General features: G+C 69.8%; 20 protein-coding genes. 13 read left to right on the top strand and 7 right to left on the bottom strand.

The features are described 5' to 3' along the window. The 3 genes from DEIPI_RS40480 to DEIPI_RS0120885 all read right to left on the bottom strand — a co-directional run. The coding region (locus DEIPI_RS40480; protein ID WP_045234813.1) for a hypothetical protein at positions 1–254 on the bottom strand (254 nt) is incomplete at its 3' end. Then, positions 247–891 carry a response regulator gene (locus DEIPI_RS0120890; protein WP_027483059.1) on the bottom strand — a complete coding sequence of 215 codons (645 nt, stop codon included), beginning with the start codon at positions 889–891 and terminating at the stop codon, positions 247–249. The genes DEIPI_RS40480 and DEIPI_RS0120890, both read right to left, overlap by 8 nt. A gap of 28 nt (positions 892–919) precedes the next feature. Next, positions 920–1,279: a VOC family protein gene (locus DEIPI_RS0120885; protein ID WP_027483058.1), complete on the bottom strand. Its 360-nt coding sequence runs from the start codon at positions 1,277–1,279 to the stop codon at positions 920–922. A gap of 113 nt (positions 1,280–1,392) precedes the next feature. Here DEIPI_RS0120885 and DEIPI_RS33245 point away from each other — a divergent pair, with 113 nt between their 5' ends. Beyond that, a complete protein-coding gene (locus DEIPI_RS33245) occupies positions 1,393–2,166 on the top strand; it encodes a CPBP family intramembrane glutamic endopeptidase (protein ID WP_045234812.1) in 774 nt (257 codons plus the stop codon). After that, positions 2,163–2,951, top strand: a complete 789-nt coding sequence (locus DEIPI_RS0120875; protein ID WP_027483057.1) for a CPBP family glutamic-type intramembrane protease — start codon at positions 2,163–2,165, stop codon at positions 2,949–2,951. Before DEIPI_RS33245 ends, DEIPI_RS0120875 begins: the two co-directional genes overlap by 4 nt. Before the next feature lie 291 nt (positions 2,952–3,242). Here DEIPI_RS0120875 and DEIPI_RS0120870 read toward each other — a convergent pair whose 3' ends face one another. Then, positions 3,243–3,743, bottom strand: coding sequence for a hypothetical protein (locus DEIPI_RS0120870; protein WP_027483056.1), 501 nt, complete (start codon positions 3,741–3,743; stop codon positions 3,243–3,245). Positions 3,744–3,972: 229 nt separating this feature from the next. Here DEIPI_RS0120870 and DEIPI_RS0120865 point away from each other — a divergent pair, with 229 nt between their 5' ends. From DEIPI_RS0120865 to DEIPI_RS0120840, 6 genes are all read left to right on the top strand, one after another. Then, entirely contained in the window at positions 3,973–4,230 is a 258-nt protein-coding gene (locus tag DEIPI_RS0120865) for a hypothetical protein (RefSeq protein WP_027483055.1), read from the top strand. Positions 4,231–4,271: 41 nt separating this feature from the next. Then, positions 4,272–4,559, top strand: a complete 288-nt coding sequence (locus tag DEIPI_RS0120860; RefSeq protein WP_027483054.1) for a hypothetical protein — start codon at positions 4,272–4,274, stop codon at positions 4,557–4,559. Further along, positions 4,556–4,750 (top strand): hypothetical protein, encoded by a 195-nt coding sequence (locus DEIPI_RS0120855; protein WP_027483053.1) that lies wholly within the window; start codon positions 4,556–4,558, stop codon positions 4,748–4,750. The genes DEIPI_RS0120860 and DEIPI_RS0120855 overlap by 4 nt, the downstream gene beginning before the upstream one ends. Then, positions 4,751–4,888 (top strand): hypothetical protein, encoded by a 138-nt coding sequence (locus DEIPI_RS38215; RefSeq protein ID WP_157463855.1) that lies wholly within the window; start codon positions 4,751–4,753, stop codon positions 4,886–4,888. Between the two features lie 389 nt (positions 4,889–5,277). Then, complete coding sequence (locus DEIPI_RS33240) at positions 5,278–5,700, top strand: response regulator (protein WP_045234811.1); 423 nt, start codon at positions 5,278–5,280, stop codon at positions 5,698–5,700. 35 nt (positions 5,701–5,735) lie between these two features. After that, the gene (locus DEIPI_RS0120840; RefSeq protein ID WP_027483052.1) at positions 5,736–6,305 is read left to right on the top strand and encodes a GGDEF domain-containing protein; all 570 of its coding nucleotides are present in this window, start codon (positions 5,736–5,738) and stop codon (positions 6,303–6,305) included. A gap of 263 nt (positions 6,306–6,568) precedes the next feature. Here DEIPI_RS0120840 and DEIPI_RS0120835 read toward each other — a convergent pair whose 3' ends face one another. Together DEIPI_RS0120835 and DEIPI_RS33235 are read right to left on the bottom strand one after the other, a co-directional pair. Then, positions 6,569–6,868, bottom strand: a complete 300-nt coding sequence (locus DEIPI_RS0120835) for a hypothetical protein (protein ID WP_027483051.1) — start codon at positions 6,866–6,868, stop codon at positions 6,569–6,571. Between the two features lie 196 nt (positions 6,869–7,064). Beyond that, positions 7,065–7,931 (bottom strand): nucleotidyltransferase domain-containing protein, encoded by an 867-nt coding sequence (locus tag DEIPI_RS33235; RefSeq protein WP_045234810.1) that lies wholly within the window; start codon positions 7,929–7,931, stop codon positions 7,065–7,067. A gap of 221 nt (positions 7,932–8,152) precedes the next feature. Between DEIPI_RS33235 and DEIPI_RS0120825 the strand changes: the two genes are divergently transcribed. From DEIPI_RS0120825 to DEIPI_RS0120810, 4 genes are all read left to right on the top strand, one after another. Beyond that, entirely contained in the window at positions 8,153–8,500 is a 348-nt protein-coding gene (locus DEIPI_RS0120825; protein ID WP_027483050.1) for an ArsR/SmtB family transcription factor, read from the top strand. Beyond that, complete coding sequence (locus DEIPI_RS0120820; RefSeq protein ID WP_027483049.1) at positions 8,497–8,931, top strand: SRPBCC family protein; 435 nt, start codon at positions 8,497–8,499, stop codon at positions 8,929–8,931. Before DEIPI_RS0120825 ends, DEIPI_RS0120820 begins: the two co-directional genes overlap by 4 nt. Before the next feature lie 82 nt (positions 8,932–9,013). After that, entirely contained in the window at positions 9,014–9,481 is a 468-nt protein-coding gene (locus tag DEIPI_RS0120815; RefSeq protein ID WP_084474677.1) for a carboxymuconolactone decarboxylase family protein, read from the top strand. Positions 9,482–9,622: 141 nt separating this feature from the next. After that, a complete protein-coding gene (locus DEIPI_RS0120810) occupies positions 9,623–9,994 on the top strand; it encodes a VOC family protein (protein ID WP_027483047.1) in 372 nt (123 codons plus the stop codon). 243 nt (positions 9,995–10,237) lie between these two features. Here DEIPI_RS0120810 and map read toward each other — a convergent pair whose 3' ends face one another. Next, positions 10,238–10,981 (bottom strand): type I methionyl aminopeptidase, encoded by a 744-nt coding sequence (gene map, locus DEIPI_RS0120805; RefSeq protein WP_027483046.1) that lies wholly within the window; start codon positions 10,979–10,981, stop codon positions 10,238–10,240. Between the two features lie 374 nt (positions 10,982–11,355). Between map and DEIPI_RS0120800 the strand changes: the two genes are divergently transcribed. Then, positions 11,356–12,717: a hypothetical protein gene (locus DEIPI_RS0120800; protein ID WP_027483045.1), complete on the top strand. Its 1,362-nt coding sequence runs from the start codon at positions 11,356–11,358 to the stop codon at positions 12,715–12,717. Positions 12,718–12,720 lie beyond the last annotated feature (3 nt).

Below are 12,720 nucleotides of genomic sequence, written 5' to 3'. Positions count from 1 at the left end.
GCGACGACGCGGGTGGCGCTCGCGGCGCGCAGCAGGTTCAGCTCGGCGAGCCGCGCCTCACGCCGCGTCGTGTCCACGAGACGCCGACGCACCTGAGTTTCCACGCCCTGTCCGGCGAGCGCGGCCGCGTGCTCTCGCGTGCCGCGCATGCCCTGGGTGACGGTGACGACGACCGCGACGCCGAGGAGCACCGTGAGCGCCGCGACCGCCAAGGTGACCTTCAGGGCGAGCGGCGCGGCGGGACGTTCAGTCAAGGCCGACCAGGCCCTCCTTGTACGCGAAGATCGCGGCCTGCGTGCGTGACGCGAGCCCGAGCTTCGCGAGGACGCGTGTGACGTGCGTCTTGACCGTCGCTTCCTCCACCGCGAGGTCCCGCGCGATGCGTTTGTTGCTGTGGCCGCGCGCGACGAGCCTGAGGATGTCCGTCTCGCGCGGCGTGAGGTGTTCGCGCAGTTCAGGTGTGCGGACGTCGCGCGCGAGCCGTTTCGCAGCCTCGGGATGCAGCCGCACCTCACCGCGCGCCGCGGCGTGGATGGCTTCCTCGAGGGCGTCCGCGTCGGTGTCCTTGAGCAGGTAGCCGGTCGCGCCGGCCTGGACCGCGTCAATGACCTTGCGGTCCTCCAGCACGCTGGTGAGCGCGATCACCTCGACATCCGGGAAGTGCGCGCGAAGTTCGCGGGTGGCGGTGATGCCGTCCATGACGGGCATGTTCAGGTCCATCAGGACCACGCGCGGGTCGAGCGTCCCGACGAGCGCGAGGGCTTCACGACCGTCGCGCGCTTCACCGACGACGTCGATGCCGTCGGAGGTCGAGAGGAACATGCGGATGCCCTGACGCACGACGGCGTGGTCGTCGACGATCAGGACACGAATCGGAACCGGAACCGCCATGAGCATCAGTTTAATGCGATCTTGAACTTCAGGGCGTGTGTTCACGCAGGACCAGCACGTTCCCGTCCGGCCCGCTCAACGTCGCCTCCCGCGACCCACCCTCGACGTGCGGAAGCTCCAGCCAGCGAACGCGAGGATCGAGACTCAACGCGCGGTACGCCTCACCGAGCGCCGACACGCCCAGCGTCACATGAACGAACTGCCGCCGGGCGTCGTCATGCAGCGCGAGCGCCGTCGACACCCCCGGAAGCACCAACCGCGCCGAGGACCCCACACCGGACGCTTCGCCCCCCTGCGAGGTGAACCCCAACGACCCGTAGAACCTCACGGCCGTCACCAAATCCGGAACGTACAGCGACACCGCGTCGACCTCACGAACGACAGACATACCTGCCCAGGCTGCTCCTCGGCGCGCCCCCGTGTCGTCCCACCAAAGGTGGACGTCCCATCCCGGGGCGCCTCCGCATACTGCGGCAAGATCCCGAACCACAGGAGCACCACATGAACCGAAGCCGTCCCGTCCACCCGCCCCGCCATCCCCTGCGCTTCGCGCTGCTCGTGATGCTGACCCTCGAAGGCGTCCTGCTCACCTGCCTCACCGCCGCGAAACTCCTCCTCCCGCACGTGCCGCTCGCTGCGCTCGACCTGCCCGTCCTGCTCGTCAACGCCGTCGTCGCCGCCGTCCTCCTCACCCGCAGGCGCTGGTGGGCCGCCGCCGGCTTCACCCGCACCGCCTCCTCACGTGACCTGCTGCTCACCCTGCCCGTCCTGGCGCTGCTCGTCGTCCCCACCGCCCTGCTGGGCGTCACCGCGCCACCCATGGGCAGAGCGCTCACGCTGGGCGTCGTGACCCTCCTCATCGCCTTTCAGGAAGAAGCCATCTTTCGCGGCGCACTCCTGTACGCCCTCTCACCGCTGGGCCGCCGGGGGGCCGTGCTCGGCTCGGCCCTGCTGTTCGGCGTGATCCACCTCAACTCCCTGCTCGTCGGACGCGACCCCGCCTTCGTCGCGGCGCAGGTCGCCGCGTCCATCCTCGGCGGCATCGGCCTCGCCGCGCTGCGACTTCGGCTCGGCACGATCTGGCCGCTGATCGTCCTGCACGCCCTGAACGACTTCGCGCAGTTCAGCGCCGCCGGCGACACCGTCGTCGCGCACGCCACCCCCACCCTGCTCGCCACGAAACTCGGAGTATCCGCGCTACTCGCCCTCTACGGCATCGCGCTCCTTCGTCACCCACGGCACCTCGAGACGCCCGCGGAAGGACATCACGCATGACCAGCCTCACGCACGGACCTCGAACGCCCAAGCCGCTCGTTCGCACGTCCCTGAGGCTCGCGCCGCTCGCCGCGCTCGCCGTGCTGGGCGTCCTGCCCGTCCTGCCGTCCCTGCTCGGCCCGCTCGTCGCCCGCACCCCGGGCGCGCCACCCGTCGCGGTCCTGACGTTCCTCAGCGCCGCGCAGCTGACCGTGATGCTCGCCCTGAGCGTCCTGATCGGTGCGTGGGCCGCGCCCCTCGTCGGGTTCCGCAGTCGCCTCGTCGACCGGGACTGGAGCGGACTGCGACGGGACGTCCTCACGGCGCTCCTGCCCGCCCTGCTGCTGGGCGTCGTCCTCCCCCTGCTCGACCTCGCCACCACACCACTGATGGGGGACGCCTGGAAGAAGGTCGCGGCGGAGCAACCCCGCGGCGTCGCCGTGACCGTCAGCGGCGTCGTGTACGGCGGTATGGGTGAGGAACTTCAGATGCGTTGGGCGCTCGTGTCGCTCGTCACCTTCGCGCTGTGGAAACTCATCGCGAGGACCAGCCGGCGTCCTCCCGCCCTCGTCGTCGTGCTCGCTGTCTCGCTCGTCGCGGTGCTGTTTGGCGTCGCGCACCTCGGGGCGGTCGCGGCGCTCATCACGCCGACCCCCGTGATGGTCGCGCGCACCGTCCTCCTCAATGCCGTCGCGGGTGTGGTGTACGGCCTGCTCTTCACGCGTCGGTCACTCGAAAGCGCCATGACGGCGCACGCCGCGACCCACCTCGTGATGACCGCCGCGCTCCTCGTCACCTGGCCGTGACTCCTCGAGCGTCCCGCGCGCCCCAAAGGCCACGCATCTTCCACAAGATGCCCGCATCCCGGCAGGTTCTCGTCTTCCACGCGTTGCTCGGCCTGCTCGTGCCCGGACGGCCCACCGGGCTGTACATGCTCGCCCCGGCCCCGACCACGCTCCTGATGCTGCTCGTCGTCACCCGCGACGGGCGGCGCGTGCAGGGCCGGCGCGCGCTCGGCGTCCGTCAGTGGCGAGGCCGCGCCGGGTCGCTGCTCGCCCGTCCTCCCGTCCAAGTGGACGAGGCCCGCACCCGGTCCGTCAGCGTCCTTGGCAGCGCAGCGCGTTCTTCTCGTCGTTGTTCCCTTCGATCCTCGTCACGCCGTTCGCGTCGATCACGACGTGGAAGCGTTCCTTGAGGAGGAACTGGGTGCCGTCGCTGGCGGTGACGCGGCCGTTGACGAGCTCCACGCGGTTCTGCGCGCCCGAACTGGGCAGGTTGAAATGCCAGTGGCCGGCGCCGACGTAGGTGAACGTCGTGCCCCGCTCGCCCTGGTAGGTCGCGGACGTGGAGACGTCCACCTGATAGTGCAGGCCGTCCTGCGCGTCGGTCACGAGGGTCGTCACGCCGGAGACGGTGAGCGTCCCGACGGCCTGCTCGCCCGTGCAGGGGTTGCCGATGTAGTCCGGCGACTGCTCGTACGAGAAGGGGAAGCTCGTTTGTTCCGCCGCGAGCGGCGTCACGGCGGTGGAGGTGACGCCCGTCCGTCCGCACGAGGTGAAGGTGACGAGGGCGGAGATGATGAGGACGCTGGGTTTCATGCTGACCTCCTGCGGGGCGCGGGAAGGGACGAGCTTGAATTGCAACGGGACATCCGAGCGTACGCGGAGGCCACGTCGGGCGTGCATCACGTCGAGTGAAGGCCTCTTGAGGGGGCGCTCATGCGTCCGGTCGTGCCTTGACCGGCCGGACACGCGCGTCCTCTTCGACACCGCTGACCTTCACGTGGACACGACGGTGACGTTCACCGTCCTGCCGTGTACTTGAGGCATGCGAACCGACTACGAGACCGCCTGGCAGGACGGGCTGACCGACGAGCAGCGCGCCCTGCTGGTCTGGCTGGAGCGACACAAGTGCCGCCTGACCCTCACGCCCGTCGGTGAGGCCGACGGGCCGAACGAGGAACTGCTGCTCGAGGTGCAGGTGGACCAGCACGCCCTCGTCCGCGAGCGCGGCAGGGACCTCCGCGCGGTGTTCGACCGCGTCGCGGGCGCCGCGCGGACCTTCGTCACGCACGGCGCGTCGTGACCGACCCTCAAGACTGACCCGCCCGGTCTACCTCCTGCACCATGCACGACCTGCAAGCGGCCTTCGAGCGCTGGTCCTCGGCGCCGTACCCGCCCTGCCCCGCCGGGATCGCCGGGGTCGATCCGGTGAAGCTCGACGCGGTCGCCGCCTCGACCCTCGGGAAGTGGCTGCGCGGCGCCGCGGCCGCCTCCACCGAGTACCGTCTGCGCACGCTGCTCGGCACGCTCGACGACCAGGTGCTCGCGGACGCCAGCGGGGCGTGCCCGGCGTACTTCGAGGCGCTCGCGGACGTACTCCGGCTCGCCCTGACCGCGGGGAGGAACGCGTGACGACGCTGGTCATCTTCGGGCGCGAGGTGGACTTCGGCGAGGGGCGGGTGGTGCGTCACGAGGAGATGCCCGCGACGTGGTCCCTGAACGACGTGGAGCTGCTCAAGGAGGACCGGCTCCAGGTGGAGGACCGCCGCGGCGACCTCGTGGACGTCGGCTGGTCCCCTCAGGGCGACCCGCGCGGGGAGTGAATGCTCGCGCTCGTCCCCGGAGGCGACCGGACGGCCGCGCGGGAGTTCCGCACCCGCGACCCGGACGAACTCGTCACGGCGCTCCGCGAGGCGGTGCGGCGGATGGGGGCGGGACCGCTCGACGAGCCCGCGGGGTGACCGTCGGGGACGACGCAAAAGTCACGACTTCCCGAGGGGCGTCGGGCGTCAGGAGCGTAGCGCTGGGGCTGAGAGTGTCCACGGTCGAGGAAGCTGTGCTTTGCTGGTGCTGCCTGCTCGCCAGGGGGTGTTGGTGTGCTTGATGAAGGGGTCGCGGAGCCAGTTTTCCTCGGTTGGCAACAAAGAACACGACATCAAGGTTTCTTTAGCTTCCACACGAGCGGAGGGCGTGCTGAGCAGTGCTCCTCAGAACTCGAGCAGCGCTTCTCATCGAGTCAATCTCGCGTCAGGAAACGATCAGCTCCGCAGCTGAAGGGATGCTAACTTTCTCTCACCGCCACAAGGACCGATCACGACCTACTCCCCGCAGCACGCGACCAGGAGCCTCCATGATCCTCACTCACCACACCACTCGTGTGCTGATCATCGACGACCACGACCTCGACGTCGAACTCACCCGCCACGCCCTGCACCAGGTCGCGCCCAACGCGCAGGTCGGCCACACCAACGACCCCGAGAAGGCACTCCACGACCTCACCGCCGATCACGCGGTGCTGCCCGACCTCGTGCTGCTCGACCTCAACATGCCCGTTCTGCACGGTCACGACGTCCTCGCCGCCCTGCGCGCCCACCCCCGAACCCGCCACCTGCGCGTCGTCGTGTGCAGCACCTCCGACCGGGAAGCGGACCGGCAGCGCAGCCTCACCCTCGGCGCGGACGCCTACCTCGTCAAGCCGCTCACCGACGACGAACTCAAGGCAGAACTGAACACGCTCCTTCACGGCACGTTGCCGATCGACCTCGCCAGCTGAGCCGCGCCGCACTCGACACTCCCCGGAGGGCGACCGTGAAGACGACGAGCAACCACCTCCCCGACGACGTCAACCTCGCGATGGAACTCGAACGGCTGCGCGCCCTCGTGGACCACTGGCAGCACCTCGCCCTGCACGACCCTCTCACAGGCCTCAAGAACCGCGCGTGGTGGTCCCTGCACGCCGCCGAGTTCGTCCGGCACGGCGCGCTCGTCGTGCTCGACCTCGACGACTTCAAACGCGTCAACGACACCTACGGGCACGCGACCGGCGACGAGGTGCTGCGCGAGGTGGCCGCACGTCTCACCCGCGTCGCCGGACCCGACCGGAGAGTGGTGCGGCTCAGCGGTGACGAGTTCGCCGTGCTGCTGCCCCCGCTGGACCCGCTGGAACCCGAACGGCTCGCGCGAACGTTGCTGCGCGCCGTGCGTGAGGAGATCCGGCTGGAGGAAGGGACCGTACTCGTGACGGCGAGTGCGGGCTGCGCGCGGTGCGTGGACGGCTCCGGAAGGGTGAACCTGCTGCTGTGCGAGGCGGACGCGCGGATGTACCGCGAGAAGCGCTCCGGGCAGCGCAGGGGGAGGCCGTCACGCTTCCTTGAGTAGGGCGGACGAGCGACCGTGGCGAAGCGTTCGACGGCACTCGCCGAGTGACGTCAGGCGCGCTGAACGTCGAGCGGCCGACACGTCGACTTCTCCTGGCCTGCCGAGACGCGAGTCGCAGGATCACGCAGCGGGCATTCAAGAACGGCGCGGCTCGAAGCGTTCGGATTCAGGGGCGGCGCCAATCATCTGCGTCGTCAAGACAGCGGACCCCCGCACCTCGCCGTCCACGCGTTGTCCGCTTCCGAGGTCGTCCCTCGTCGTGCTCAGTGTGGCGCGCCGATCGACGGCAACTCCAGGACACCGTACCGCGCCTCGAACTGAACGCGCCGCTCCCGCCACGTTCCGGGCACGACGTCTTCGTACTCCTTCACGGCGCCCACCAGCGTCCGCAGGTCCATCAACTGCGTCTCCAACGCGCCCACGTCACGCGGCCGAGACCAGTCGCGCTGCCCGGCGTCGAGCAGGAAGCCTGGCAGGCCCGGCGCGTCCGTCAACGCGAGGTCCAGCAGGGCGCGCAGGGCGGCGTGTTCGTCGTGCAGTCGCTTGAGTTCTCCGAGGTTCACCCGCCCACGCTACCAGCCCTTTCCAGCCTCGGCGGTGCATATCCGAACGCCTCGAGGGGTACGCCTGAACGGCGTCCGACGGAGGGGAGGATCGCCGTGCCCGTCATGTCGGGTGGAGGGGCGTGCTCGTCGACGGGCGGCGGCTGTCCGTCCACTGCATCGTCGACTCCGATCTTGGCAGGGGCGCCATCCTGACCTACGCATCACCTTCCTGGCCGGACGGGCTCGCGAGCGTCGCTTCGTCGTCGGGCCGCTCCACCTCCGCACGTACCTCCAGGGCAAGCGTCAGCAGGGCGTCGAGGTCCAGCGTGAGCAGCGCCTCACGGACACGCCGCTCGAAGGCCGTGGGGGCGCCGGGCACGGTCGCGGTGACGCTCACTGCGCCCTTCTCGTTGGTGAGCCACCGCTCGCCGCGCGCGCATATGGTCTGCACCATCGCCATCACCGCCTGGTACGCGCAGCCCTGCACGTGGTTGACGTCCTCCCTCGCGAGCGACGAGCGGGCGCCCTCGAGCCAGAAGCTGCCCTGCCAGGCGTACTGCCGTTGCAGCGCGTCCCGCAGGGCGCTCGGGTACGGCTTCAGGCGGGCCTGAAGTTCGGCGAGGCGCCCGGTGGGGTCGTGAAGGACGACGCCGAGCGCCAGTTCCGCCGCGTAGTGATGTCCGTGGATGCCGTGCGGATGACCGACCTGCGTGTGAAGCGTGACGCGTCCGGCGAGGGCGTCCTCGACGCTGAGCTCGACCCGGTCGACGCGGCGGTAGAGGACGTCCACACGCTGCCCCTTGAGGGTGAGCCACGCGCCGCCGTCCACCCATCTTCCCCACGCGCCGGGGGGCGTGGCGTGCGCGCCGGGCGCGTCGTCGACGTCCCGGCAGAGCTCGTCGAGCGGTGTGAGGTCGAAGGTGGCGGCGTCGTAGTACAGGCCGAGGTCGACGTCGGAGGACGCGGTCGCGCGGCCATTCGCGTACGAGCCGCCGAGGGTGACGGCGACGACGCCGGGCAGGGTGGCGAGTCGCTGGGCCAGGTCGAGCGCTGGGGCGGGAACGTCGGGCGGGTCGGGCACTTCTCGATCATAGGGGCGGCCGGCGGCCGCGTTGTCGCGGCGTCGCGTCGACGGACGCGTCTCGAACGGCGCGTGTGTCGCGTCGGGAGGTCGGGGTTGAGGGGTGGGGTTCGCCGCCGTGACGGTGTGGTGGTCCTGTCTGTTGGCGGCGGTGGGTCGGGGCGAGGTGCGGTGGGTTGCTTCCCCTTGACCATTCATCACGATAGAGTTATATATAACTTATGGGTTATGAATCCCGGTCGGTCGACGCGCCCAACGACGTCCTCCGCAGCCTCGCCGACCCCACCCGCCGCGCCATCCTCGAACACCTCCTCCGCGACGGCGAACTCAACGTCACCGCCCTCACCGCCCGCGCCGGCGTCTCCCAGGCCGCCGTCTCCAAACACCTCAGCGTCCTCAAACACGCCGGACTCGTCCACGACCGACCCCAGGGCCGCACCGTCCACTACACCGCCAACCCCCAGGGCCTCGCCCCCCTCATCGACTGGATCCAGCACTACAGCACCTTCTGGCAGGACCGCCTCCACGCCCTCGAACACCTCCTCGACACCATGGACCAGGACGCATGACCACCCCCACCGACACCCAGGCCATCGTGATCGAACGCCACCTGCCTCACCCGGCACGCAAGGTCTGGCGCGCCCTCACCGAAGGCGCCCTCCTCGACCAGTGGCTCATGCCCGGCGACTTCGTGCCCATCGTCGGCCACCGCTTCACCCTCCACGCTCCGAGCGTCCCCAACTGGAACGGCGTCACCGAGGGCGAAGTCCTCCTCGTCGAACCCCACACCCGCCTCAGCTACCGCTGGACCACGACGGGCGCCGCCGGTCCCCTGCACACCACCGTCACCTGGACGATCACCCCCGACTCCGCCGGCGTCGTCCTCCGCCTGGAGCAATCCGGCTTCCGACCACAGGACCGCCCCAACCTCGAAGGCGCCACCCGAGGCTGGTCCCGTTTCCTCCAGCAGCTCGACCTCCTCCTCACGCGCCTCGCCTGAACGTCACCCGCACCGCTCCCAGCCGTCCACGCGCTCACACCCCTTCGTCAAACCACGACGAGGCGCCACAAAGGAGACACCCATGACCAGCCCGACCCTGCACGAACGCATCACCAACCCCGCCGTCTCGCTGCCCGGCGCCATGGACGGGCTGATCGCCGCCGGACGCGCCGCGACGAGCCACATTCCCACACGGCTTCGCGACCTCATCAACCTGCGCGCCAGCCAGCTCAACGGGTGCAGCGTCTGCGTCCACAGCCACGCCCGCGACCTCAAACGAGCAGGCGAGACGGACGAACGCGTCTTCGCTGTCGCCGCCTGGCGCGACGCGCCGTTCTTCACGGACGCCGAGCGTGCCGCGCTCGCCCTCACCGAAGCCGTCACCCGGCTCGCGGACTCCACGGACGCCGTTCCGGATCAGCTCTGGACCGAGGTGTCGAAGCACTACGACCAGAACGAGGTCGCCTCGATCGTCCTGTCAATCGGGCTGATCAACCTGTGGAACCGGCTCAACGTCACGACGAGGCAGGTGGCCGGTCAGGCCTGGTGAACTCCGCAGGCTCCAACATGCGAAGTCGGCCCTCGAAGGGGCGACCGTCGCGGCGCATGACGGCGGCGGGAAGGTCATGCTGGGGGACGAGGCGTGGCGGCGGACGAACGGTGGACGCGCAGCGCCAGGAGGAGCACGGACATGAGACTGAACCACCTTGACCTTCAGGTGTCGAACGTGACGGCGGCGCGCGCGTTCTTCGAGACGCACTTCGGCTTGACGTGCGTGTACCAGCGCGGCGAAGACATCGCCTTCTTCGGAGACGACTCGGGCTTCGAGTTCAGCGTCAGCAACCTCGCGGGGCGGTCCGAGCGACCGGAATACCCGCCGGAGTTCCACGTCGGGTTCATCCTCGCGGCCGCAGAGGACGTCCTGGCGCTGCACGACGGGCTGGCCGGCGCAGGCGTGCCGATCAGGAGCGGTCCACGCGAGGCGGGGCCGAACCTCTTCTTCGTGTGCGAAGGTCCGGACGGCGTGCCCGTCGAGGTGCGTGCGCCACGACGCGTGAAGTAGGGGGTCCCGCTCGCGTCGTGGAGCGGCGAACACCTCCCCGTGGGTGCTCCGCTCGACGCGCCGTCAGGCTCGTCGACGTTCACGACGGAGGCGTGTCATCTCATGTGTACGGGACCGACGGAACGACGACCACGTCCGTCCGGATCGGGTCCGCGCCGTCCTGCCGGACGCGTTCGCCGATGCCGGAGCGTACCGACCGCCGCCGAGCAACGACATCGAGCGGCCGATCCCGAGGAGGGCACATCAGGCGGTCAGGATCAGCGGGCGTCCCTTGGTGATCATCACGGTGTGCTCGAAGTGCGCCGCGAGCCCACCGTCACGCGTGCTGATCGTCCAGCCGTCCGCTTTCGTGCGCGTCCGCCACGACCGTCCGCTCGACACCATCGGCTCGACCGCGAGCACCAACCCCTCTCGGAGCGGCTTCTTCAAGCTCGCAACGTAGAAGTTCGGCACGTCCGGCGCTTCGTGGATGGTGCGGCCCACCCCGTGCCCCTGCAACTCGCGCAGCAGCGAGAAGCCGCGCCGGGCCACTTCCGCCTCCACTGCCCGTCCGATCACGTTGAGGGGCCGGCCCGAGCGCACCACCTTCATCGCCGCGTCGAACGCCGCCTCCGCGCACTCGATCAACTGCCGAACGCCGGGCGAGACGGGCGGCACCGCGACCGTGAGGGCCGCGTCCGCGACGAACCCGTCCACGAGCGGGGTGACGTCGAGGCTCACGACGTCCCCGGCCCGGAGGGGGCGCGTGGTGGGCAGGCCGTGCACGACGTCGTCGTTGACGCTGACGAAGACATTGACCGGCGCGCCGTACACGGCGCGGGGCGCGCTGCTGGCGCCGTGCCGCGCGAACACCTCACCGGCGAGCGCGTCCAGGTCGGCGGGCGTGACGCCGGGCGCGACGGCTTCCCTGAGGATGCGCAGGGTGTCGGCGACGACACGTCCGGCGCGCGTCATCCCTTCGAAGTCCTGCTCGTCGGAGATCGTCATGCCCTACTGTACCGGGCGCGGCTGGTGAAGCAGGCCGACGGCCAGTGGTCGGCTGAGCGGGCAGAAGGAACTGGCCCCCGTATAACTCTGAGGTTGACCCGACCGGGCAGAAGCCATGCGCGCGCCGTACCCACAGAAGGGAATTCTTCGGGTGCTTCCAGGCAGTACAGGAGATTCCTTGCAGACAGCGTTCCAACGATCGGCGTTTTCCGATCTGCGCCCCGTTCCTGAGGGTTGGAGAGGGTTGGGCCTCTCAGGGTCGACGTCGCATGAGCCGCTCGACTGACGCCGCCACCAGCGTTAACAAAAAGTTAAAAGCCGATGAGTAGCTTTGGGGGACGAAGGACCATCCCTCCACACCTCCAAGGAGCCTCATGCCCTCACCACGCTTCCTGCGCGCCCTTCCCCTCCTCCTCCTCCTCGCCCTCGCCCTCGCCGCCTGCGGTACCACCCCACTCCCAACAACCACGCCACCCACGACCGACGCCCCACCCAGGATCGACCCACCCATCGACGCCCCCACTCCCGTCAATCCGACACTCCCCGTCACCCCCGCCGTGCCACTCCCGGCCTTCACGCAGTTCGGCACCGCAGCCTATGACACCTGCACGGGGCTTCACCACGACCCGAGCGGCACCATCACCTGCACCGGCGTCACCGAAGGCACCCTCCCAGGACAGACCAGCGCCGGGAACTCCGACTACCTCCTCGCCCGGTACACCACCCAGGGCACCTGGAACACCACCCAGTTCGGCACGCCCGCCTACGACGACCTGTACGCCAGCGCCACCGACACGAACGGCAACGTCTACCTCGTCGGCAGCGGCGAGGCCGCCCTGCCCGGCTGCAAGGTGATCGGCAGCAGCGACGTCTACCTCATCAAGGTCACCCCCGACGGCACGACCACCTACCGACAGTTCGGCACTACCGGCTACGAGGAAGCCTACGGCGTCACCGTCGACCATGCCGGCACCGTGTACCTCACGGGCATCACCACCGGCACCTTCGACGGCAACACGACCGCCGGAAACGCGGACGCGTTCGTCTCGAAGATCGACCCGACCGGCGAGATCACCACGTGGCAGTTCGGCTCGTCGGACAACGACGCGGGCGTGAGCGTCATGCTCGACCCGTCCGGGCACGTCGTCGTCGCTGGAACCACGCAAGGCACACTGCCCACGCAGCACGCCGCCGGGTACACCGACGCGTTCGTCGCGCGCTTCGACGCAGCGGGCCAGGCGACCTACACGCAGTTCGGCACCTCCGGGAACGACGTCGCCACCGCCGCGACCATGACCGCCACGGGCCGGGTCGTGATCGTCGGCTCCACGGAAGGCACGCTGCCCGGCGAGAACCGCGGCGGCAACGGCGACGCCTTCCTCGTGGAAGCCCAGCCGGACGGCTCCCTCGCGTACCACCAGGTCGGCACCGCCGCCCCCGACGGCCTCGACGCGGTCACGGTCGACACGCAGGGCAACGCGATCGCCGTCGGCTCCACGCACGGCGCGCTCCCCGATCAGACGAGTCGGGGCGGCACTGACGTCCTGCTCGTCAGGCTCACAGGGCAAGGCACGGTCGAAGCGCGGCAGTTCGGCACGACCGACGACGACTCCGGACACGCGGTCACGCTCAACGACGACGGTCACGTGATCGTCGGCGGTGAGACCTACGGCGCCCTCCCCGGCGCCACGAACGCCGGAGACGCCGACGCCTTCGTCGCGAACGTCGACTGGTGAGGC

Origin of the sequence: Deinococcus pimensis DSM 21231, assembly GCF_000519345.1 — a bacterium.
Taxonomy (GTDB): domain Bacteria; phylum Deinococcota; class Deinococci; order Deinococcales; family Deinococcaceae; genus Deinococcus_A; species Deinococcus_A pimensis.
The sequence above is the reverse complement of the archived record's forward strand: the minus strand, read 5'-3'. Positions and strand labels throughout refer to the sequence as shown.

Coding starts and splice junctions, on each gene's coding strand:
- DEIPI_RS0120810 (WP_027483047.1), top strand. CDS start 9,623: ATGAGACTGAACCACCTTGACCTTCAGGTGTCGAACGTGACGGCGGCG.
- DEIPI_RS0120875 (WP_027483057.1), top strand. CDS start 2,163: ATGACCAGCCTCACGCACGGACCTCGAACGCCCAAGCCGCTCGTTCGC.
- DEIPI_RS0120825 (WP_027483050.1), top strand. CDS start 8,153: ATGGGTTATGAATCCCGGTCGGTCGACGCGCCCAACGACGTCCTCCGC.
- DEIPI_RS0120890 (WP_027483059.1), bottom strand. CDS start 891: ATGGCGGTTCCGGTTCCGATTCGTGTCCTGATCGTCGACGACCACGCC.
- DEIPI_RS0120860 (WP_027483054.1), top strand. CDS start 4,272: ATGCACGACCTGCAAGCGGCCTTCGAGCGCTGGTCCTCGGCGCCGTAC.
- DEIPI_RS0120865 (WP_027483055.1), top strand. CDS start 3,973: ATGCGAACCGACTACGAGACCGCCTGGCAGGACGGGCTGACCGACGAG.
- DEIPI_RS0120815 (WP_084474677.1), top strand. CDS start 9,014: ATGACCAGCCCGACCCTGCACGAACGCATCACCAACCCCGCCGTCTCG.
- DEIPI_RS0120800 (WP_027483045.1), top strand. CDS start 11,356: ATGCCCTCACCACGCTTCCTGCGCGCCCTTCCCCTCCTCCTCCTCCTC.
- DEIPI_RS0120820 (WP_027483049.1), top strand. CDS start 8,497: ATGACCACCCCCACCGACACCCAGGCCATCGTGATCGAACGCCACCTG.
- DEIPI_RS33240 (WP_045234811.1), top strand. CDS start 5,278: ATGATCCTCACTCACCACACCACTCGTGTGCTGATCATCGACGACCAC.
- DEIPI_RS38215 (WP_157463855.1), top strand. CDS start 4,751: ATGCTCGCGCTCGTCCCCGGAGGCGACCGGACGGCCGCGCGGGAGTTC.
- DEIPI_RS0120885 (WP_027483058.1), bottom strand. CDS start 1,279: ATGTCTGTCGTTCGTGAGGTCGACGCGGTGTCGCTGTACGTTCCGGAT.
- DEIPI_RS33245 (WP_045234812.1), top strand. CDS start 1,393: ATGAACCGAAGCCGTCCCGTCCACCCGCCCCGCCATCCCCTGCGCTTC.
- map (WP_027483046.1), bottom strand. CDS start 10,981: ATGACGATCTCCGACGAGCAGGACTTCGAAGGGATGACGCGCGCCGGA.
- DEIPI_RS0120870 (WP_027483056.1), bottom strand. CDS start 3,743: ATGAAACCCAGCGTCCTCATCATCTCCGCCCTCGTCACCTTCACCTCG.